Here is a 20,132-nt window from a genome sequence, read left to right on the forward strand (position 1 = left end):
GCGCCGCGTTGGCTACTGTTGGCGCGTGCGTGAACTGGTTGTGCTGGGCACCGGAAGCCAGGTGCCGTCGCGCGAACGCACACAGAACGGATACTTCCTGCGCTGGGACACCGAAGGGTTCCTCTTCGATCCGGGTGAAGGAACGCAGCGTCAGATGCTGTACGCCGGCGTCCCGGCCGGCGCGATCACCCGGATCTGTGTCACGCACTTCCATGGCGACCACTGCCTCGGCGTACCGGGCATCGTGCAGCGGTTGTCGCTGGACGACGTACCGCATCCGGTCCGGGCGCATTACCCGGCATCGGGGCAGCTGTACTTCACCCGGCTCCGGTACGCCGCTTCCTTCTACGAGCGAGCCGAGTTGCTGGAGGAGCCGGTCGAGGAGGACGGTCTGCTGTCGGTCGGATCGTTCGGACAGTTGTGGGCCCGGCGGCTCGAGCACCCGATCGAGTCCTTCGGCTACCAGTTGATCGAACCGGACGGGCGACGGATGCTGCCGGACAAGCTCGCGGCGTACGGCGTGGCCGGACCGGCGGTCGGGCGGCTGCAACAGGCCGGAGCGATCGACGTCGACGGGCGCACGGTGACGATCGAGCAGGTCAGCGAGCCACGGCCCGGGCAGCGGTTCGCGTTCGTCATGGACACGCGACTCTGCGACAACGTGCTCGCGCTCGCCGACCAGGCCGACCTGCTCGTGATCGAGTCCACCTACCTGTCCACCGAATCAGCGCTGGCCCGCCGCTTCGGCCACCTCACCGCCCGCCAGGCCGCCCGGGTCGCCCAGGAATGCGGCGTCCGCAAGCTGGTCCTCACCCACTTCTCCCAGCGCTACCTCGACCCCCAGGCCTTCCACGACGAGGCCGCCGAAGAATTCACCGGAGAACTCGTCGTCGCGGCCGACCTGACCCGCACCCGAGTCCCGCCCCGCCGCTGACCCTCGGGAGTGTCTACACTGTAGATATGATCTACGGTGTAGACACAGTGGCGAGCGTGCTTCATGTGGAGCGGGCCGGTGATGGGCCGACGGTCGTGCTCGTACCGGGCGGTGGCGGGGACGCCGCGATCTATCAGCAGCTGGTGCCGCTGCTGGCCCGCCGGTTCAGCGTGATCACCTACGACCGGCGCGGGAACTCGCGGAGCAGATGGAAGAACGGCCGCCAGGACGTGGGACTCGACGGGCAGGCGGCCGACGTCGTCGCGATCCTGGACCACGCGGGACTCGACCAGGCGTTCGTTTTCGGATCGAGTGCCGGTGCGCTCATCACGCTCACCCTGCTCACGTCGTACGCCGACCGCCTCGCCGGTGCGGTCGTCCACGAGCCGCCCGTGATCCGTGTCCTGCCCGACGCGGCCGAACGCCAGGTGCTGTTCGACGACGTCGCCCGGATCGCCGCGGCGGAAGGCTCTCTGCCGGCGATGCTGAAGTTCGCGGCGACCACGATGGAGAAGCCGCCGCGACTGTTCGAGTCCCGCGTCGGCCGGACCGTCGGCGCGACCGGCGTCCGGCTCGCCAACCTCGTCGTACCGAAGGGCAACGACATGCGGCGCCTGTTCGGCAATGCCGAGTTGCTGATCGGCGCCGAGATGCCGCTGTTCGTCCGTTATCAGCCCGACCTCGCGGCCCTCCGCGGTACCGGCGTCCGCTGGGCTTTCGGTGTCGGCGAGGCCAGTGAAGGCCGCTACTACAGCCGCCCTGCCCGGCAGCTCGGCGCGGACCTCGGCGTACCGTGTCTGGAGTTTCCCGGCGGCCACCTCGGTTATCAACAGCACGCCGAGGAGTTCGCCCGCCGGCTGGAGGCATTCATCGATGGCTGACCGGAACCCGCCGACGCGGACCGTGCTGAATCGCGAGTACATCGCCACGGTCGCGCTCGACCTGATCGACCAGATCGGGCTCGCCAAGTTCTCGATGCGCAAACTCGGCGCGGAGCTCGGCGTCGACCCGATGGCCGTCTACCGGCACTACGCCGACCAGGAGGCCTTGTACGACGGCATCGCCGAACTGCTCTTCGACCGGCTCGACCCCGACTCCTTGCCTTGGGCAAAGGATTGGCGTGCGCTGTGTACGGCGTACTGCGAACGCCTCCGCGGCACACTTCTGGATCACCCGCACGCCGTCACCGTCTTCGCCTCCCGGCCGGTGCGCTCCCCGGCGGCCATTGCCACCGGCAACCGCATGATCGAGGCCTTGCGCGACGCCGGTTTCACCCCGGCGTACGCGCTTCAGGTCGCTCGTTGTCTGCGTGAGTTCACCATCGGCCACGTCCTCACCATGGCCGTCCTCTCGGTCGGTGCCGAACGCCGCAGTCGCAAGCCGGCGCCGGACGACCCCACCTACAACCTGCTCGCCGAGGCCGCCGACGGCGCGGCCCCGGGCGAGCATTTCCAGCTGGGTCTGACCGCCATGCTCGACGGCTTCAGCGCAGCGTCCGGAAGAACTCGCGCACGTCGCTGATCAGGAGGTCGGGGACTTCGAGGGCGGCGAAGTGGCCGCCGTGGTCGACGTCGGTCCACCGGGTGATGGTGTGCTCCCGCTCGGCGTACCGGCGGATCGCGACGTCGTGGGCGAGCACCAGCACGGCCGTCGGGACGCCCGAGTTCTCCTGGGGCGCGCCCCACGCCCGGTCTTGCGCGTAACCGACGTACGCCGACGATCCCGCCGTACCCGTGAGCCAGTAGAGCATCACGTTGGTGAGCAGCCGGTCCCGGCTGATGATCTCCTCGGGCAAGGTCGTGGCCGGGTGGGTCCAGGCGCGGAACTTGTCCATGATCCAGGCGAGCTGCCCGACCGGTGAGTCGGTCAGTCCGTAGGCGAGCGCCTGCGGCCGGGTCGACTGGATGGCGATGTAGCCGAACTCCTCCTGCATGAAGGTCCCGATCCGGCCGATCCGGTCCTGCTCGAGCGGAGTGAGGCTCTTGAGCTCCTCATCGTCCAAGGGGTACGGCGGCAGGCTGGGTCCGCCGTTGGTGTGGACGCCGACCACCTTGTCCTTCGCTGCCCGGGCCACCTCGGGTGACACCGCTCCGCCGATGTCGCCGCCTTGTACGCCGTACCTGTCGTAGCCGAGGCGCGCCATCAGTTCGGCCCAGGTCCGCCCGATCCGGGCTCTCGTCCAGCCGCCTTCGGAGACCGGGCCGGAGAAACCGAAGCCGGGCAGGGAGGGGATGACCAGGTGGAACGCGTCGGCGGCGTCACCGCCGTACGCGACCGGGTCGGTGAGCGGGCCGATCAGGTCGAGGAACTCCACGATCGATCCCGGCCAGCCGTGGGTCAGGACGAGCGGGAGGGCGTCGGGCTCGGCCGACTTCACGTGCAGGAAGTGGATCTGCTGACCGTCGATCGTGGTGGTGAACTGCGGGTACGCGTTCAGCTCCGCCTCGGCCTTGCGCCAGTCGTACTGCGTGCGCCAGTAGTCGACCAACTCGGCCAGCCAGGAGACGGGTACGCCGGTGTCCCAGTCGTCACCGGGGAGCGGGGCCGGAAGCCGGCTGTTCGCCAACCGGGTCGCCAGGTCGTCGAGCGTGCTCTGCGGGATGTCGATGCTGAATGGCTTGATCATGTTTCCACTGTTTCAGCCGGTTAGGACAGCTTCGGTCCTAGCTGGCTGACAGACTTGCGACATGCTCGAAACTTCCGCTCGATTGCTCAAGTTGCTGTCTCTGCTGCAGTTGCCTCGCGAGTGGAGTGGGGCTGCTCTCGCGGCGGAGCTCGGGGTCGGAGCGCGGACCGTCCGCCGCGACGTCGACAAGCTGCGCAACCTCGGGTACCCGGTGGACGCTGTACCCGGGGTGGCCGGCTACCGCTTGGGCTCGGGTGCGGCGCTGCCGCCACTGCTCTTGGACGACGACGAGGCGGTTGCGGTCGCGATCGGGCTGCGAGCGGCGGCGACCGGGAACGTGGCAGGGATCGAGGAGTCGTCGGTCCGTGCGCTCACCAAGCTCGAACAGGTCCTGCCGTCCCGGCTCCGCCACCGGATCAACTTGCTGCAGGCGGTCGATGTCACGCCTTCAGGCGCAGCCGTTGTGCAGCCCGACGTACTGCTCGCCGTGGCTGCGGCCGCACGCGATCGGCAGCGGTTGCGCTTCGACTACCGCAGTCACGACGGTACGGCGAGCGTGCGTACGACGGAGCCGCATCGGCTGGTCCACACCGGTCGGCGGTGGTACCTGGTCGCGTGGGATGTCGAACGCGCGGACTGGCGGACGTTCCGCCTCGACCGGCTCGAGCCGCGCATCCCGACCGGACCGCGCTTCACTCCTCGCGAGGTCCCCGACCCCGACAGCACCGCCCGCGGGGTCGCCGCTGGCGGCTACCGCTACCAGGCCCGCTTCCTCGTCCACGCCCCTGCCGAGCAACTCGCCGACCGTCTGTCCCCGACCACCGCCACCGTGACTCCGCTGACCGCCGACACGACCCAGGTCGACACCGGCGCCAACTCCCTCGACGAACTCATCCTCTACATCGCCCTCCTCGGCCACCGCTTCGAAGTCCATTCACCTCCAGAACTGATAAGCCGCGCCGCCTCTCTGGCCGCAACCCTGACCGCCGCCCTGCCCAGCACCAAATGACGTGCTGGTCGGGCAGCCTGTGTGGGGGTCTGGGGGTCAGTCGTCGTAGTCGGTGGAGGTGGTGATGTGGGCCCAGGTGGCGGCTTCATCGGCGCGGGAGCGGGAGGCCTGGTCCGCGTGGGTGAGGGCGTCCTTGCCGAGCAGCAGACGGAGTGGTGGGTTGTCGAGGGCAACGATGTCGAGGATGGCGCGGGCGGCCCTGACCGGATCGCCGGGCTGTTTGCCGTCGGTCTCGAGCCGATAGCGGTTCATCGCGCCGACGGTGGCGTCGTAGTCGGGATCGACCGGCGCCAGTGTCATCGACGTACCGCCCCAGTCGGTCCGGAACGCGCCGGGCTCGATGATCGTGACCTTGACGCCGAACGGCGCGACCTCGTTGCTCAGCACCTGCGAGAACCCTTCGACGGCGTACTTCGCGGTCTGGTACGCGCCCATGCCCGGCGTACCGCCGGCGCGGCCACCGATCGACGAGAACTGCAGGAAGTGCCCGCTCCGCTGCCGCCGGAAGATCGGTAGCGCGGCCTTGGTGACGTTGACGAGACCGAACAGGTTCGTCTCGACCTGGGCCCGGAAGTCCGCGTCGGTGGTCTGCTCGATCGCGGCGCTGTTCGCGTAACCCGCGTTGTTCGCGACCACATCGAGGCTGCCGAACTCCTCGAGTGCTGCTTGTACGGCGGAGTGCGCCGCGGCCGCGTCGGTCACGTCCAACGCGATCGCGCGGACCTGGTCGCCGTACTGCTCGACCAGGTCGTCGAGTTGCTCCGGTTTACGGGCGGTCGCGATGACTCGCTCGCCGGCGGCCAGTACCGCCTCGGTGAGGGCGCGGCCGAGACCGCGGGAACTGCCTGTGATCAGCCAAACTCTGCTCATGATCGTCCTAACTAACCAACTGGTTGGATGTATTCCCAGATAAGCGCACACAGCCGCGCAAATCAACCAACCGGATGGTTGCTAAGCTAATGTGCATGCAGCGGAACGCCGACCGGACCAGGACGCGGATCCTGGCGGCCGCCACCGAGGAGTTCGCCGCCCGGGGGATCGCGGGAGCGCGGGTGAACCGGATCGCCGAGGTGGCCGGCTGCAACAAGGCGATGCTGTACGCGTACTTCGGCAGCAAGGACGGGTTGTTCGACGCGGTCTACACGGCGGCCGTTGACACCTACCTGGCCGAGGTCGGGTTCGACACTGCCGATCTTCCGGGGTACGCCGGGCGAGTCTTCGACTACTTCGAGGCGCATCCCGAACACCAGCGGCTGAACATCTGGTACCGCCTCGAGCGCCCCGAAGGTTCCGCGCTGGAGGCGATCGTCGCCGTCAACAAGAGCCGCCTCGGCGACCTCGACCAAGCCCAGCGTTCCGGCGTCGTACCGGCCGATTTCCGCCCTGCCGAGCTGCTCGCGCTGGTGCAGGCCGTGGCGACCAGCTGGAACTCGATGAATCCCGAGTACGGCGCCTCGGCCCCCGATCGAGCCGCGCGGCGCCGGGCCGTCGTCGAAGCGGTACGGCGGTTGCTGGCGTCCTGAGCGGTGTGGCGCAGGCCACGGTGGATTCTCAGCCAACTCATTGGTTGGCCCGAAGGAGTTCTCAGTCTCGCGCGCTCTACTCGAAGGCAGAAGGAACTGGCCGAGGAGGGCACCGGGACATGAACGACAGCGCGGGACGGCAAGGAGCAGGACAAGGGCAGGGCGGCGGCGGGTGGCAGCAGCAGCCGGGCTACTGGCAGCACGCCGGTCCGCAACGATCCGTCCCGCACCAGGGTGGGCCGCAGCAGGTCAGTCCGCAGCAGGGTGGTCCGTACCAAGGTGGGCCGTACCAAGGTGGGCCCTACCAAGGTGGGCCGTATGCGGGGATGCCTTATCCGCAGTATCCGGGCTATTACGGCGTACCGCAGCAGCGGCCGCCGCGGAAGCGAGGGCGGCGGTTGTTCGGGGCCGGAGCGCTCGGCCTGGCGGTCGCGCTGGTTGCCGGTTCGGTTGCCTGGGGCATCGATCAGCACGCGGCCAGCTCCTCGCAGCTCTCGCACCAGCAACTGGATCCGGCGGCCGTCGCGGCCAAGGTCTCACCGGGACTCGTCGACGTGAACACCGTGCTCGGGTACGAGAACGCACGGGCCGCCGGGACCGGGATCGTGCTGAGCTCCGACGGTGAGGTGCTGACGAACCACCACGTGATCGAGGGTGCGACGTCGATCTCGGTGACCGACATCGGCAACGGAAAGACGTACACCGCGAGTGTGGTCGGATACGACGAGGACCACGACATCGCCGAACTGAAACTGAAGGACGCGTCCGGGCTGCAGACGGCCCAGATCGGCGACTCGGACAAGGTCGCGGTCGGCGACCAGGTGGTCGGGATCGGCAACGCGGGAGGCGTCGGCGGTACGCCGAGCTACGCGCCCGGCGAGGTGACCGGGCTGAACCAGGCGATCACCGCGACCGACGAGAACGGGCAGGACCCGGAGAACTTGACCGGCCTGATCCAGACCAACGCCAACATCCAGGCCGGCGACTCGGGCGGTCCGCTGGCGAACACGGCCGGCGAGGTCATCGGCGTCGACACGGCCGGCTCGGGCGGCAACAACGGCGGCATGGGCCGGCCGAGGCAGACAGCCGCGAGCACGGCCACCGCGGCGACCGCAACACTCGCGGCTGCGGGCGGCACGGCGACCACGACGGCCGACGGGCCCGGGTACGGCGGCCCCGGATACGGACCCTTCGGCGACGGATCGGGCACCGGAGATGGGTCGGGCAGCGGATCAGGCGACGGCCAGGGCAACGGGCAGGGGCAGACCACGACGCAGGGGTATGCGATCCCGATCAAGGAGGCGATGGAGATCGCCGACCAGATCGAGGCCGGGAACGCGTCGGACACCGTTCACATCGGCGCATCGGCGATGCTCGGGGTCTCGGTCCTGTCGAACGCGGACACCACCGGCGCCTTGGTCGGCGACGTCCTCGCGAACGGCACGGCGGACGAGGCCGGGATCGAGGCCGGTGACGTCATCACCACCTTCGCCGGTAAGGCGGTCGAGTCGCCCGACACCCTGTCCGAGCTGCTGAACCAGCACCACCCCGGCGACAAGGTCGAGGTCGGCTGGGTCGACCAGGCCGGACAGCAGCACAAGGCAACCATCGAACTCATCACAGGCCCGGTCCGCTGACACCAGCGCTCCCCCCCGCTGAAGCGGACCGAACCGATCGGGCCCGGCGCCTTCTACCTCCCCCCACGGGGCGCCCGGGTCCGATCGCTGTGTTGTGCCGGGACCAGTCAGGAATAGAGAAGCCTCAGCTGGTACGCCGCACCTAGCGTGAGTGCCATGGTGATTCGACGCCTCGTTCCCACCGCCTACCGGCCGGTCCTGGCCAACCGGGTGCTCCGACGGCTGATCCTCGGCTTTGCAGTCTCGTACCTCGGGGACGGGATGAGCTTCGTCGCGGTGGCGTGGCTGGCGATCGAGCTCGCGCCGGAGGCGACCGCCGGTTTGTGGGTCGGCGGCGCGGTGGCGGCGTACACCTTGCCTGGTGTCGTCGGCGCGTTGGTGTTCGGTCGCCGTCTGCGCAAGCTTCCACCCAAGCGGATCCTGCTGGCCGACAACATCGTGCGTGGCGTATTCCTGGGCGTCGTACCGCTTGCCTGGTTTGCCGGGGCGCTCACGCCTCCGCTGTACGTCGTACTGCTCGCGGTGTCGTCGTTGTTGCACGCGTGGGGGAGTGCGGGCATGTACACGTTGATGGCCGAGTTGTTGCCCGAGGAGCAGCGGTTGGCCGCCAATACTCTCGTCAGCTCGCTCAACTTCGCTGCCACGATTGCCGGGCCGGCCATCGCCGGCGTGCTGGTGACGTACGTCAGCTCCGCGCTGGTGATCGGTTTGGATGCGCTCACCTATGTGTTCCTCGCGCTGATCGTCGTGAGTACCCGGCTCCCGGACTCGCGACCTGTCGCTGTCATGGACGAGCCGGCCGCGCGTGGTGGGTTCGCGTTCCTGCGTTCGCATCCCGAACTGCTGGGTCTGCTGGCGCTCACCTGGTTCTTCAACTTCCTGTACGGTCCGGTCGAGGTCGCCCTGCCGCTCCACGTGACCAACGACCTGCAGGCACCGGGCACACTGCTCGGCCTGTACTGGATGCTCTTCGGCATCGGCGCGGTTCTCGGTGGTCTCACCATCGGTGCGCTCCGGCAGCTCCCGCTCTGGCCGGTGACGCTGGCCATCGTCGTCCTCTGGGGAGCGCTGCTCCTGCCGTTCGGCTTCGACGTCCCGATCGCGGTCACCGTCGTCTGCTTCATGCTCGGCGGCGCGATCTACGGCCCGTTCGTCCCCCTCTCGGTGACCCTCGTCCAGGCGAAGTCCCCGCCCCAGCACCTGGCCGCCGTTCTCGCCGCCCGCAGCTCCGTCCTCCTCACTGCGTCCCCACTGGGCACCGCTTTGGGTGGCCCGCTCGTCACAGCCGTTGGGTCACGCGCAACCCTCGCCACCTCAGGGCTCGCCACCATGATCCTGGGCGCCGTCGCCTGCCTCCTGTTGGTCACCCGCAAGTCAGCGCGTCCACTGACTGAACAGCGGTCTCACTAAGTGGACATCCCATCTGTTCTCGAGGTGTGACGCCGTTAACATGGGGCGACCAGGTCGAGAGGCGCTGCAACGGACCGCTCTGGTCCGCCACGCTCGACCCGGGGGACTGATGCAAGGGCGCCTCCGGAGATTTTCTGGAGGTGACGGCAGATGAGCGAAATCGCTCTACGGGAGCTGCTGGATCAGCGGGTCGCGGTCCTCGACGGTGCCTGGGGCACGATGCTGCAGTCCGCGAAGCTGAGCCCGGCCGACTACCAGGGCGATCGCTTCCGCGACCACACGCATGACGTCACCGGCGATCCCGACCTGCTCAATCTCACCCGTCCGGACGTCATCCTCGACGTGCACCGGCAGTACCTGGCGGCCGGTGCGGACATCACCACCACGAACACGTTCACCGCGACCAGCATCGGCCAGGCCGACTACGGTCTGCAGGATTACGTCCGCGAGATGAACGTCGCCGGTGCGCGGCTGGCCCGGCAGGCGGCGGACGAGTTCGGCAATCGGTCCAGTGGTCGCTTCGTGGCCGGTTCGATCGGCCCGCTCAACGTGACGCTGTCGCTGTCGCCGCGGGTGGAGGATCCGTCGTACCGGGCGGTGACGTTCGAGCAGGTGCGGGCCGCGTACGCCGAGCAGATCGCGGCGCTGGCCGAGGGCGGCGTGGACCTGCTGCTGATCGAGACCATCTTCGACACCCTGAACGTGAAGGCCGCGATCATGGCGGCCCGCGAGGTCGCACCGCACCTGCCGCTGTGGATCTCGGTGACGATCGTCGACCTGAGCGGCCGGACCCTGTCCGGCCAGACGGTCGAGGCGTTCTGGGCCTCGGTCGAGCACGCCAAGCCGCTGATCGTCGGCGTCAACTGCTCACTCGGTGCGGCCGAGCTGCGCCCGCACGTGGTCGACCTGGCCCAGTTCGCCGACACGTACGTCGCCTCGCACCCGAACGCCGGCCTGCCGAACGCCTTCGGCGGGTACGACGAGACGCCGGAACAGACCGCCGGGATGCTGCGAGAGTTCGCCGAGTCCGGCCTGGTCAACATCGTCGGCGGCTGCTGCGGTACGACGCCCGCTCACATCGAGCAGATCGCGCGGAATGTGGCCGGTCTTGAGCCGCGGACCGTCGTACCGGCGAATGACACCACTCGGTTCTCCGGACTCGAGCCGTTCAAGATCGGTCCGGACACCGGGTTCGTGATGATCGGCGAGCGGACCAACGTGACCGGGTCGGCGCGGTTCCGCCGGCTGGTCGAGTCCGGCGACTACCAGGCCGCGGTGGACGTGGCGCTGGAGCAGGTCCGTGGCGGCGCAAACCTGCTGGACGTGAACATGGACGCCGACCTGCTCGAGAGCGAGCAGGCGATGACCACGTTCCTGAACCTGATCGCGACCGAGCCCGAGGTGGCCCGGATCCCGATCATGATCGACAGCTCGAAGTGGTCGGTGCTGGAGGCCGGGCTGAAGTGCGTGCAGGGCAAGGGCGTGGTCAACTCGATCAGCCTGAAAGAGGGCGAGGAGGAGTTCCTCGAGCGCGCCCGGCGGATCCGCGACTACGGCGCCGGCGCCGTGGTGATGGCCTTCGACGAGCAGGGCCAGGCCGACACGGTCGAGCGGAAGGTGGCGATCTGCGGCCGGGCGTACGACCTGCTCACGCAGAAGATCGGCTTCCCGCCCGAGGACATCATCTTCGACCCGAACGTGCTGGCCGTCGCCACCGGCATGGCCGAGCACAACGGCTACGCCAAGAACTTCATCGAGGCGCTACCGCTGATCAAACAGCGCTGTCCGGGCGTCCACATCAGCGGCGGCATCTCGAACCTGTCGTTCTCGTTCCGCGGCAACGACATCGTCCGCGAGGCGATGCACTCGGCTTTCCTGTACCACGCGGGCAAGGTCGGCCTGGACATGGGAATCGTCAACGCCGGCCAGCTCGCGGTCTACCAGGACATCCCGGCGGACCTGCTGGAGCTCGTCGAGGACGTGATCTTCGACCGGCGCGACGACGCCACCGACCGCCTGGTCAGCTTCGCCGAGAACGTGAAGGGTAAGGGCACTCAGCGCGAGCTCGACCTGTCCTGGCGCGAGGGCACCGTCGAGGAGCGCCTCTCGCACGCGCTCGTCCACGGCATCGTCGACTACATCGAGGCCGACACCGAGGAGGCCCGGCAGCAGCTGCCGCGGCCGCTCGAGGTGATCGAAGGCCCGCTGATGGACGGGATGAAGATCGTCGGCGACCTGTTCGGCGCCGGCAAGATGTTCCTGCCGCAGGTGGTGAAGAGCGCCCGGGTGATGAAGCGCTCGGTCGCCTACCTCGAGCCGTTCATGGAGGCGGAGAAGGAGCAGGCCCGGCTGGAGGGACGCGCGGAAGCGGTCCGCGGCCAGGGCAAGATCGTGATGGCCACGGTCAAGGGTGACGTCCACGACATCGGCAAGAACATCGTCGGCGTGGTGCTCGGCTGCAACAACTACGAGGTGGTCGACCTCGGCGTGATGGTGCCGGCGGCAAAGATCCTGGACACGGCCGTTGCCGAGGGCGCCGATGCGATCGGGCTGTCCGGCCTGATCACGCCGTCGCTCGACGAGATGGTTGCCGTCGCCACCGAGATGCAGCGCCGCGGCCTCAAGCTCCCGTTGCTGATCGGCGGCGCCACGACCTCGAAGCAGCACACCGCCGTACGGATCGCGCCGGCCTACGACCACACGACCGTGCACGTGCTGGACGCGTCGCGGGTGGTCGGGGTCGTGTCGGACCTGCTCGACGACGAGCGCGCCGAAGAACTTGCCCGGAGCAACAGCATCGAGCAGGAGCGGCTCCGGCAGCAGCACGCCAACAAACAGCGTAGCCCGCTGCTCACCGTCGCCGCGGCGCGTGCCAATGCCGAGCCCGTCTCGTACGACGACCTGCCGGTGCCGGCCTTCACCGGCCTGCGCCAGATGTCGCCGTCGATCGAGACTCTGCGCGCGATGATCGACTGGCAGTTCCTGTTCCTGGCCTGGGAGCTGAAGGGCAAGTATCCGGCGATCCTCGACCAGCCGGTCGCCCGCGAGCTGTTCGACGACGCGAACACGCTGCTCGACGAGATCATTGCCGACGGCTCCTTCACCGCCAAGGGCGCGTACGGGTTCTGGCCGGCGCACAGCGAGGGCGACGACATCATCCTGGACGGTCAGGACGTGTCCTTCCCGATGCTGCGGCAGCAGACCGAGAAGCCGGCCGGGCGGCACAACCGGTGCCTGGCGGACTACGTCGCGCCGGCCGGTGACCACCTCGGCGGTTTCGGCGTCGCGATCCACGGTGCCGAGGCGCTGGCGGCGTCGTACGAGGCCCGGAACGACGACTACCGCGCGATCATGGTCAAGGCACTGGCCGACCGGCTGGCCGAGGCCTTCGCGGAGTGGATCCACCTGGAGGCGCGGCGGGCCTGGTTCGAGCCGGACGCGGAGCCGGTGCTGGCGGATCTGCACGCCGAGCGGTTCCGCGGTATCCGGCCGGCGCTCGGGTACCCGGCAAGCCCGGATCACAGCGAGAAGAAGGAACTGTTCGAGCTGCTGGAGGCGGACAAGATCGGCCTCGGGCTGACCGAGTCGTTCGCGATGACCCCCGCCGCCGCGGTCAGTGGCCTGATCTTCCAGCACCCGGCGTCCCGCTACTTCAGCGTCGGCCGCCTCGGCCGCGACCAGATCGAGGACTACGCCGTACGCCGTGGACTTCCCGTCGACGAGGTGGAGCGCTGGCTCCGGCCGAACCTGGCGTACGACCCGGACTGATGTCACATTTCGGGTGCCCGCGGGCTCCTAAGGAGTGTGAATGCACAGGATGAGCTGACCGGCGTCTTTCGGGCGCACCGGGAGTTGTTGTTCGCGGTCGTCTACAACATCCTCGGTTCGATCGCCGACACCGAGGACGTGCTGCAGGAAACCTGGCTGGCGTGGTCCACCCGCTCAGGGACGGAGAATCCGCGGGCGTACCTGGTGCGCGCCGCGGTGAACTCCGCGCTGGCCCGGCGTACGACGATCAACCGGCGCAAGGAGCAGTACGTCGGTCCTTGGCTGCCAGAGCCGGTGGTCAAACCGGTGGATCCGGTCGACCTCATCGAGCAGGTTGAACAGGCCGAGCGTGCCGAGGGTGCCGAGCAGGGCGAGCCTGCCGGGGACGCCGAGCGGGTCGAGGCCGTTTCGCTGGCGGTGCTCGTCGTACTGGAGACGTTGACGCCGTTGGAGCGGGCGGTGTTCGTGCTGCATGAGGTGTTCGGGTGCGCGCCCCCGGAGATCGCCGAGATCGTGGGCCGGACGCCCGCTGGGGTTCGGCAGTTGGCGCACCGGGCGCGGGAGCACGTGCAGGCGCGGCGGCCTCGGTTCCCCGCGGATCCGCAGGTGCAGCACGAGGTGACGCAGCGGTTCGTCGACGCCGTCGTCGATGCGGATCTCAACGCGCTGACCGAGGTCCTCGCGCCCGACGTCACCTTGTGGGCCGACGGTGGCGGCAAGGCCCGGGCGGCCGGCCTGCACCCGCTGCTGGGGCGCGACCGGATCGCCCCGCTGATCATCGGCGATCGCCGACGCGGCCCAGTCCCGGGACTCGACATCCGCTATCGAGTCGTCAACGGCGACCCGGCGGCGCTGCTCCTGTCGGGCGACACCCCCTTCGCCGTGATCGTGCTGGACGTCGAAGACGATCAGGTGACAGGTATCTACGCAATCACCAACCCGGACAAACTCACACACGTGGAGGTGGACTGACGTTCACCCCGGTAGCTCGAGGTTCACCGCGTGGTACGCCAACCAGCCATGCAGCGGCACGGTGGCTTCAGTCGCGGCCCGTGGAGTGCCGTCGTGTCGTCGACTGTAGGGAGATTGCCGCCGGTAATCGATTGCCGGCAGCACGGTGCTCACAGTCGATGACGCAGGGGGCGAGGCACGACGCGGGCTCCCAGCGTCACCTCAGCGGGGGAGGAGGCCGTAGAGGAGACTCGTGAGGGCCTCGCGGAGGGCCGGCTCGAACTCCTGCCGGAGGGGCGCGAGGGCGGGCTCGGCCTCGTACGCGGCCAGGATGGCGGCGGTCGGGTGTGTGTGGGTCCAGATCGCGCCGGCCAGCATGCCTGTGGAGGCGATCAAGCGGGCGGCACCCTCGACGCCGAGCTGTGGAAGGGAAGCGACGAGCGCGGTCAGCATCCGCTCGTAGCCGGCCAGGGCGGCGCGTTTGAAGGTGAGCGCCACCTCGGCCGAGATGTTCCGCTCCAAGACCGACGCCTGTGCGCTGAGCAGGTCGCAGAACACGGGCCGAGCCGCCAGCGTCCGTACCACTGCCTCCACCAGCTGTTCGCCGCGCTGGGCCGCGGCCGCCGCCTCGACGTCTCGCAGAGCTGGCTGCAGATCGTCGATCCACGCGTTGAACTCGATGCCCCACAACTCGAGCAGGACGGCCTCGCGAGACTCGAAGTACTTGAGCACGTTGGACTTGGCCAGGCCGACGCGGCGGCTCAGCTCGTTCAGGCTCAACTCCGCGACCGGCATCTCGGTCAGCATCGCAGCAGCCGTGTCGAGGATGGCCCGCCGCCTGAGCTCGCGCTGCTCCGCACTCCGAGCCCGCTGGAATGTCGTCACCCTGACAGTCTACAGACCACCGGTCTGTTGTTAACGGACCGATGGTCTGTTACTGTCGTAGCCATAACAGACCACCAGTCTTTTATGGAGATCATCATGTACGTCGTACCTGCCCAGACCGGCAAGCTCGCCGTCGTCACCGGCGCCAACAGCGGCACCGGCAAGGAAGCCACCAAACGGCTGGCCGCTGCCGGCGCGCGCGTGGTGATGGCCGTCCGCACCGTCGCGAAGGGCGAGGCGGCCCGGGCCGAGATCCTCGCCGAGTACCCCGACGCCCAGCTCGAGGTACGGCGGATCGACCTCGCCGACCTCGCCTCGGTCCACGAATTCTCCGACGGCCTGATCGCGGACGAGCCGCACCTGGATCTGCTGGTCAACAACGCCGGCGTGATGATGCCGCCGCGGCGGATGACCACGGTGGACGGCTTCGAGCTACAGTTCGGCTCCAACTACCTCGGCCCGTTCGCGCTGACCCTCCGGCTGCTGCCGCTGGTCCTGGCCGCCCCTGCGCCGCGAATCGCCACGATGAGCAGTGGTGCGGCGAACGTCGGCCGGATCCAGTTCGACGACCTCCAGTGGGAGCGGCGGCGGTACCGGGCGGTCGGTACCTACGCGCAGTCCAAGCTCGCGAACCTGATCTTCAGCACTCACCTGGCGCAGGTGGCCGCCGATCGCGGCTGGAATCTCCTCAGTGTCGGCGCTCATCCCGGCTTCACCCGGACCAACCTGCAGACCGCCGGCGCCTCCCTCGGCCGGGACAAGCCGTCGCTGGTCAGCCGGCTCGGCTACCGGTTCAACCCGCTCCCGACCCAGGGGGTGGAGACCGGCACCGAGCCGTTGTTGTTCGCGGCAACAGATCCCAGCGTCAAGTCCGGCGAGTACTACGGCCCAGCGGGCTTCGGCGGCCTGGTTGGCCCGACCAAGCTCGTCAAGCCGACCGGCCGCGCCCTCGACCCGGCCGCCAACGCCCGGCTCTGGTCCGAGTCCGAACGGCTCACCGGCGTCTCCCTCCCGGCACACATCAGCTAGGGCCTACGCTGCCGGAATGAGTGAGTGGTCAAGTGGCGACATCTATGAGTCGTACGTAGGCCGGTGGAGCCGGCTGGTCGCGACGGAGTTCGTCGGCTGGCTGGATCAGCCCGCCGGCCTGCGCTGGCTGGATGTCGGCTGCGGTACGGGCGCTCTGACCAGCACGGTCCTGTGTACGGCGGATCCCGCGTCGGTGCTCGGCGTCGACCCGTCGGACGGGTTCATCGGATACGCACGGCGGACGATCGACGACGAGCGGGCGAGCTTCGAGGTCAGGTCCGCGGCCGAGCTCCCGGACGGCGCGTACGACGCCGTCGTCGCGGGCCTGGTGCTCAACTTCATCCCCGACCGGGTCGAGGCGCTGCGCCGGATGCGCGAGATCGGCTCGACGGTCGCGGTCTACGTCTGGGACTACGCCGACGGCATGCAACTGATGAAGCACTTCTGGGACGCGATGCTCGAGGTGCGACCCCAGGACCGCGACCACGACGAGGGTCTGCGCTTCCCGTTCTGTACGGCAGACGGCCTCGAGGGACTCTTCACCGAGGCCGGGTTCACCACGGTCGGTACGCGCGAAATCGTCGTACCGACGGAGTTCGCGTCATTCGACGACTACTGGAGTCCGTTCCTCGGCGGGCAGGGCGTCGCACCGGCGTACTTGCGCAGCTTGGCTGTGCCGGATCAGGACGTGCTGCGGGAGGCGGTGCGCTCGCGTCTGCCGATCGAGGCGGATGGCTCGATCCGGTTGACGGCCAGAGCGTGGGCCGCCAAGGCGGTCAGCTGAGGTAGTCGCTGCGGAGCAAGCCGAACAGCAGAATAGCGGGCGACCTCCGGCACCGACCGGTACGCCGCGAACGCCTCCGCGTCAGCGGTGGTGAACCGCCGCAGGCTCAACCGCTCGGTTCGCACGAACATCCCACCATGATGTCAAAACCACGGCCTCGACTCCGTCGTATCAGTGAGAGGAGTGGGCCGATGAAATTCCTACTGATCCTGCGGGGCGACACCGGTGGGGATCTGTGTCGCGACGAGTTCGAGTACGTCGCCCGCGAGGCCGGCGAACTGGTCGGCGGTGAACTGCTGGCCGATCCGCAGCTGGCAGTCACTCTCCCGGACCGAGCCCGCGCCACCCCGATGGACGCCTACTACCTGATCGACGTGGAGACGCCGGCCCGCGCGGTCGAGCTCGCTCACCTCCTCCCTGACACGCACACGGCCGGACGCTCGGTGGAGATCCGCGCGGTCATGCACTCGACCGCGGCCGACTTCTAACCGTCTTTGTCGACGGCGAACCAGAGGTTGGAGGCCGACGGGTTCTCCGTCAGGCTCAGGCGGCTCAGGCGAACGGTTCGGCCGCCGGGATACTCGAAGAGCCGGGTGCCGTCGCCGAGCATGACCGGCGCGAAGCACAGCAGGACCTCGTCGAGTTCACCCGCCTCGATGCACTGCTTGGCGATGTTCGCGCCGATCACGTTGACGTACTTGTCACCGGCCGCGTCCTTCGCCCTCGCGAGTGCCTCGGCGAACTCGTCGACGTACGTGACCCCTGGCTCGGGACTGGCCGGTGGGCGGTGCGTGACGACGTACATCGGCCCGTCCCAGCCGCCGCCGAACGCCTCGCCCTCGCCGGCTTCCCCCTTGTGCGGATCGTCCCCGTCGTGCGACCGCCGGCCGATCAGCAGCGACCCGATCCGCGGGATCAGCTCCTCGACCTCCGGGTTCGGACCGAGGTACTGCCGCATCCACTGCATATCGCCACCCGGACCGGCGATAAAGCCGTCTACCGACAACGTGACCGAGTACAACACCTTCGCCATCTCCAACCTCCAGCTCGCTTACCCGTACCCACGTTGAGACGAGCGAGCCAGCGGAAACTCATCGGGGGAGGGGATGCGGTTGCGGGTGCGGCGCGCGCGTGGCGGTGAGTACCTGCGGTTGCTCCTGGGGTGTCGTGGTGGGGCTCTGCGGTCCGCAGCGGGTCGCGCAAAGTACGCATTTGGTTGCGCGGTGTAGCCAGGGTAGGGGGTGGGACCGTAGCCTTCAGACAATTGGGTTTCGGAATTTCGGACGGCGAGTGTGCGGATGGCGGGGGTGCGGGTATGGCGGACGGGGGCGACACGGGGCGGTCTACGTCTTATCAGCGGGCCGCCGAGGTGGCGAGTATTGACGTCAATCGGCCGTCCGAGGCCCGGCTCTACGACCTGTTCCTCGGTGGGAAGGACAGCTTCGAGGCGGACCGTCACCTCTACCAGGAACTGCTGGACATCGCCCCCGAGGCGCCGCGGTTCGCGGTCGAGAACCGGCGCTGGCTGGCTGAGGCGGTCGGCCTGATGATCCGCGACGGCGGCGTCGACCAGTTTCTCGACCTGGGCGCCGGCCTGCCGACCGCACCGAACCTCCACGAGATCGCCCTGGAGTCGGACCCGGCGGCGAAGGTGGTGTACGTCGACAACGACCTGACCGCGGCTTCGCACGGTCAAGCGCTGCTCGCGGACGACCAGCACGCCTACTTCGCCGACGCCGACCTGACCGACCCGGCAGCCGTGTTCCGCCACCCGGTCGTCTCCGGTGCGCTCGATCTGGACCGCCCGGTCGGGATCATCCTCGGGCTCGTGCTGTACACGATCGCTGACACGGCTGAGGTACGGCGGATCATCGACGACTACCTGGCCGTCGTACCGTCCGGCTCGTGGCTGGCGATGAGCCATCCGCTGAACCCCCGCGACGGCAGCCCGCTGGCCGAGTTCGCCGGCTCGCTCGAGAACAAACTGCGGGAAGCCTTCCCGGACGTCCGCTTCCGCACCGCCGACGAGCTCGCCGGACTCGTCGACGGTCTCGACCTGGTCGAACCGGGCCTGGTCGATCTCGCCACCTGGTGGCCGGACGCGGAGAACCTCAACACCGGTATGGCGTTGCTGCTGCAGGTCGCCGTCGGCCGCAAGCCCTGACCCAAATCATTGGTGGACCGGCCCCCGGTGGCCGATGATGGCTGCATGACTCCGAAGGACGCTGCCGCTCACTGATCGCGCGGTACCGCGCAGGATCACGCCCGTCGCCCACGGGCCCTTCAGCGTGCAGCTTTTCTACCTTGGAGTCCACCACTGATGCACACCTCGCCGTCGTCGGCGTGGGTCGAGATCGCGTGTGACGAATCGGGATTCTCCGGGAGCAACCTCCTGGATCCCGAGTCGCCGGTGATCACCCACGCCGGCGTGGATCTCGCCGTACCGGAGGCCGCCGAGTTGGTCGCCGTACTGCGGTCGTCGTTTCCTCGCCGCGGATCCACCGAGTACAAGTCCAACCTGCTGCTCCGGCCCGAGCAGGCAGCCGCCCTCGAGTGGTTCCTCACCGCCTTGCGCGGGCGGGCGTCCGTCCACGTCATCGACAAGACCTGGTACGTCGCCCGCCGGGTGATCGAGCTGCTCGTCGCCGAACCGTCGTACGGCGCGGGCACGAGCCTGGCCCGCGATCACGACGAGGCCGCGCTCACCATCTACCGGGCAGCGGGCCGGGCCGAGTTCCTGGACGCGTTCATCCGGATGACGCGGACCAAGCGGCTCCGGCTGGTCGATCATGCGTTGATCGACCGGTTCTTCGCCACGATGCCATCCGGCGTACCGGCGCTGCGGGAGTTGACGCGCGCGCATGTCGAGGACGTCGTACTGCGGCTGATCGAGGACGATCCGGCGATTCCGCCGCCGCTGGAGCCCTTGGTCCCAGCGCTGGCGGAGACGGCACTCCTCTGGAGCGGCGGTCGCCGGTCGGTCGCGGTGGTGCACGACGAGCAGAGCGCGTTGACCCGGTGGCGCGTCGCCCGGTTGCGCACCTACCTGGCTGGGGCCGTGTTCCCGGCTCCGCCGCCGTTGCTGACCGTGAGCCAAGTCGACTCCCGCCGCGATCCTCGCGTCCAGGTTGCCGATCTGCTGGCCGGTATTGCTCGTCGGATGCACGAGCGTCCGGGCCGGCTGCTCCAGCCGTACCTGGTGGGCGGGCTCTACCCGCCCACCACGCTGGATCAGCCGACCGGCTGGCGGGTGTAGGTGCGGGCCACGTCGATGCCGAGGATCTCGGGGCGGCCGGCCGGTTCAGGACCGAGGACCTTGGCCAGAGCCGGGCCGAGGCGGTCGGCGAAGAAGCGGTCGGCGTGCTCCTTGGACTCCCAGAGCGTGACCACGCGGAGTCCGTCGGCCGTGGTGCCGACGTGCCGGGCCTCCAGGCCCTCGACCTGCTCCTCGCCGAGCTGGTCCAGGACCTGGTCGAACTGCTCGATCGTCGCGAACGGTGGGGTGGCAACTGCGATCCACTGCATGATTCCTCCTCGATGAGTGCTTCCACTCGTCACGCTAGGGATCCGCAGGCT

General features: G+C 68.7%; 19 protein-coding genes and 1 riboswitch. Of the genes, 14 read left to right on the forward strand and 5 right to left on the reverse strand.

Annotation, left to right across the window (positions count from 1 at the left end; genetic code table 11):
• Positions 1-25: 25 nt before the first annotated feature.
• The 3 genes from AB0F43_RS13240 to AB0F43_RS13250 are packed head-to-tail and all read left to right on the forward strand — an operon-like array spanning position 26 to position 2,455.
• A complete protein-coding gene (locus AB0F43_RS13240) occupies positions 26-934 on the forward strand; it encodes a ribonuclease Z (protein ID WP_360474684.1) in 909 nt (302 codons plus the stop codon).
• Positions 935-960: 26 nt separating this feature from the next.
• Positions 961-1,815, forward strand: a complete 855-nt coding sequence (locus AB0F43_RS13245) for an alpha/beta hydrolase (RefSeq protein WP_360474687.1) — start codon at positions 961-963, stop codon at positions 1,813-1,815.
• Entirely contained in the window at positions 1,808-2,455 is a 648-nt protein-coding gene (locus AB0F43_RS13250; RefSeq protein WP_360474690.1) for a TetR/AcrR family transcriptional regulator C-terminal domain-containing protein, read from the forward strand. The genes AB0F43_RS13245 and AB0F43_RS13250 overlap by 8 nt, the downstream gene beginning before the upstream one ends.
• On the opposite strand, the gene AB0F43_RS13255 is transcribed toward AB0F43_RS13250, so the two are convergent.
• Positions 2,418-3,560, reverse strand: a complete 1,143-nt coding sequence (locus AB0F43_RS13255) for an epoxide hydrolase family protein (protein ID WP_360474693.1) — start codon at positions 3,558-3,560, stop codon at positions 2,418-2,420. The genes AB0F43_RS13250 and AB0F43_RS13255 overlap by 38 nt on opposite strands.
• Before the next feature lie 61 nt (positions 3,561-3,621).
• Between AB0F43_RS13255 and AB0F43_RS13260 the strand changes: the two genes are divergently transcribed.
• On the forward strand, positions 3,622-4,569 hold the full coding sequence (locus AB0F43_RS13260) for a WYL domain-containing protein (protein ID WP_360474696.1): 948 nt from the start codon (positions 3,622-3,624) through the stop codon (positions 4,567-4,569).
• 36 nt (positions 4,570-4,605) lie between these two features.
• Here the strand turns inward: AB0F43_RS13260 and AB0F43_RS13265 are convergent, their stop codons facing one another.
• Positions 4,606-5,439: an oxidoreductase gene (locus AB0F43_RS13265; protein WP_360474699.1), complete on the reverse strand. Its 834-nt coding sequence runs from the start codon at positions 5,437-5,439 to the stop codon at positions 4,606-4,608.
• A 95-nt stretch (positions 5,440-5,534) separates the two neighbouring features.
• Between AB0F43_RS13265 and AB0F43_RS13270 the strand changes: the two genes are divergently transcribed.
• From AB0F43_RS13270 to AB0F43_RS13290, 5 genes are all read left to right on the forward strand, one after another.
• On the forward strand, positions 5,535-6,092 hold the full coding sequence (locus AB0F43_RS13270) for a TetR family transcriptional regulator (RefSeq protein ID WP_360474702.1): 558 nt from the start codon (positions 5,535-5,537) through the stop codon (positions 6,090-6,092).
• Positions 6,093-6,211: 119 nt separating this feature from the next.
• The gene (locus tag AB0F43_RS13275) at positions 6,212-7,729 is read left to right on the forward strand and encodes a trypsin-like peptidase domain-containing protein (RefSeq protein WP_360474705.1); all 1,518 of its coding nucleotides are present in this window, start codon (positions 6,212-6,214) and stop codon (positions 7,727-7,729) included.
• Positions 7,730-7,885: 156 nt separating this feature from the next.
• Positions 7,886-9,139, forward strand: a complete 1,254-nt coding sequence (locus tag AB0F43_RS13280; RefSeq protein WP_360474708.1) for an MFS transporter — start codon at positions 7,886-7,888, stop codon at positions 9,137-9,139.
• Positions 9,140-9,189: 50 nt separating this feature from the next.
• Positions 9,190-9,269, forward strand: a riboswitch (S-adenosyl-L-homocysteine riboswitch).
• A gap of 20 nt (positions 9,270-9,289) precedes the next feature.
• Positions 9,290-12,907 (forward strand): methionine synthase, encoded by a 3,618-nt coding sequence (gene metH, locus AB0F43_RS13285; RefSeq protein ID WP_360474711.1) that lies wholly within the window; start codon positions 9,290-9,292, stop codon positions 12,905-12,907.
• A gap of 36 nt (positions 12,908-12,943) precedes the next feature.
• The gene (locus tag AB0F43_RS13290; RefSeq protein ID WP_360474713.1) at positions 12,944-13,879 is read left to right on the forward strand and encodes a sigma-70 family RNA polymerase sigma factor; all 936 of its coding nucleotides are present in this window, start codon (positions 12,944-12,946) and stop codon (positions 13,877-13,879) included.
• 201 nt (positions 13,880-14,080) lie between these two features.
• On the opposite strand, the gene AB0F43_RS13295 is transcribed toward AB0F43_RS13290, so the two are convergent.
• Complete coding sequence (locus tag AB0F43_RS13295; RefSeq protein WP_360474716.1) at positions 14,081-14,743, reverse strand: TetR family transcriptional regulator; 663 nt, start codon at positions 14,741-14,743, stop codon at positions 14,081-14,083.
• 84 nt (positions 14,744-14,827) lie between these two features.
• Between AB0F43_RS13295 and AB0F43_RS13300 the strand changes: the two genes are divergently transcribed.
• From AB0F43_RS13300 to AB0F43_RS13310, 3 genes are all read left to right on the forward strand, one after another.
• Positions 14,828-15,772 (forward strand): SDR family oxidoreductase, encoded by a 945-nt coding sequence (locus tag AB0F43_RS13300; RefSeq protein WP_360474719.1) that lies wholly within the window; start codon positions 14,828-14,830, stop codon positions 15,770-15,772.
• 16 nt (positions 15,773-15,788) lie between these two features.
• Positions 15,789-16,556: a class I SAM-dependent methyltransferase gene (locus AB0F43_RS13305; protein ID WP_360474722.1), complete on the forward strand. Its 768-nt coding sequence runs from the start codon at positions 15,789-15,791 to the stop codon at positions 16,554-16,556.
• Between the two features lie 191 nt (positions 16,557-16,747).
• A complete protein-coding gene (locus AB0F43_RS13310) occupies positions 16,748-17,044 on the forward strand; it encodes a hypothetical protein (protein ID WP_360474725.1) in 297 nt (98 codons plus the stop codon).
• Here AB0F43_RS13310 and AB0F43_RS13315 read toward each other — a convergent pair.
• The gene (locus tag AB0F43_RS13315) at positions 17,041-17,589 is read right to left on the reverse strand and encodes a dihydrofolate reductase family protein (protein WP_360474728.1); all 549 of its coding nucleotides are present in this window, start codon (positions 17,587-17,589) and stop codon (positions 17,041-17,043) included. The genes AB0F43_RS13310 and AB0F43_RS13315 overlap by 4 nt on opposite strands.
• A 282-nt stretch (positions 17,590-17,871) precedes the next feature.
• On the opposite strand from AB0F43_RS13315, the gene AB0F43_RS13320 reads away from it, so the two are divergent.
• Complete coding sequence (locus tag AB0F43_RS13320) at positions 17,872-18,720, forward strand: SAM-dependent methyltransferase (protein WP_360474731.1); 849 nt, start codon at positions 17,872-17,874, stop codon at positions 18,718-18,720.
• A gap of 156 nt (positions 18,721-18,876) precedes the next feature.
• Positions 18,877-19,812 (forward strand): DUF3800 domain-containing protein, encoded by a 936-nt coding sequence (locus AB0F43_RS13325; RefSeq protein ID WP_360474734.1) that lies wholly within the window; start codon positions 18,877-18,879, stop codon positions 19,810-19,812.
• Here the strand turns inward: AB0F43_RS13325 and AB0F43_RS13330 are convergent.
• Positions 19,788-20,081 carry a hypothetical protein gene (locus AB0F43_RS13330; protein ID WP_360474737.1) on the reverse strand — a complete coding sequence of 98 codons (294 nt, stop codon included), beginning with the start codon at positions 20,079-20,081 and terminating at the stop codon, positions 19,788-19,790. The genes AB0F43_RS13325 and AB0F43_RS13330 overlap by 25 nt on opposite strands.
• Between the last annotated feature and the right edge of the window lie 51 nt (positions 20,082-20,132).

It is taken from the genome of Kribbella sp. NPDC023972 (genome assembly GCF_040639075.1).
Classification (GTDB): Bacteria; Actinomycetota; Actinomycetes; order Propionibacteriales; family Kribbellaceae; genus Kribbella.

Bases quoted from the DNA above. Each gene is read 5' to 3' on its own strand.
- AB0F43_RS13260 (WP_360474696.1), top strand. From the start codon at position 3,622: ATGCTCGAAACTTCCGCTCGATTGCTCAAGTTGCTGTCTCTGCTGCAG.
- AB0F43_RS13255 (WP_360474693.1), bottom strand. From the start codon at position 3,560: ATGATCAAGCCATTCAGCATCGACATCCCGCAGAGCACGCTCGACGAC.
- AB0F43_RS13330 (WP_360474737.1), bottom strand. From the start codon at position 20,081: ATGCAGTGGATCGCAGTTGCCACCCCACCGTTCGCGACGATCGAGCAG.
- AB0F43_RS13325 (WP_360474734.1), top strand. From the start codon at position 18,877: ATGCACACCTCGCCGTCGTCGGCGTGGGTCGAGATCGCGTGTGACGAA.
- AB0F43_RS13315 (WP_360474728.1), bottom strand. From the start codon at position 17,589: ATGGCGAAGGTGTTGTACTCGGTCACGTTGTCGGTAGACGGCTTTATC.
- AB0F43_RS13320 (WP_360474731.1), top strand. From the start codon at position 17,872: ATGGCGGACGGGGGCGACACGGGGCGGTCTACGTCTTATCAGCGGGCC.
- AB0F43_RS13275 (WP_360474705.1), top strand. From the start codon at position 6,212: ATGAACGACAGCGCGGGACGGCAAGGAGCAGGACAAGGGCAGGGCGGC.
- AB0F43_RS13300 (WP_360474719.1), top strand. From the start codon at position 14,828: ATGGAGATCATCATGTACGTCGTACCTGCCCAGACCGGCAAGCTCGCC.
- AB0F43_RS13280 (WP_360474708.1), top strand. From the start codon at position 7,886: ATGGTGATTCGACGCCTCGTTCCCACCGCCTACCGGCCGGTCCTGGCC.
- AB0F43_RS13310 (WP_360474725.1), top strand. From the start codon at position 16,748: ATGAAATTCCTACTGATCCTGCGGGGCGACACCGGTGGGGATCTGTGT.
- metH (WP_360474711.1), top strand. From the start codon at position 9,290: ATGAGCGAAATCGCTCTACGGGAGCTGCTGGATCAGCGGGTCGCGGTC.
- AB0F43_RS13250 (WP_360474690.1), top strand. From the start codon at position 1,808: ATGGCTGACCGGAACCCGCCGACGCGGACCGTGCTGAATCGCGAGTAC.
- AB0F43_RS13245 (WP_360474687.1), top strand. From the start codon at position 961: ATGATCTACGGTGTAGACACAGTGGCGAGCGTGCTTCATGTGGAGCGG.
- AB0F43_RS13305 (WP_360474722.1), top strand. From the start codon at position 15,789: ATGAGTGAGTGGTCAAGTGGCGACATCTATGAGTCGTACGTAGGCCGG.
- AB0F43_RS13265 (WP_360474699.1), bottom strand. From the start codon at position 5,439: ATGAGCAGAGTTTGGCTGATCACAGGCAGTTCCCGCGGTCTCGGCCGC.
- AB0F43_RS13270 (WP_360474702.1), top strand. From the start codon at position 5,535: ATGCAGCGGAACGCCGACCGGACCAGGACGCGGATCCTGGCGGCCGCC.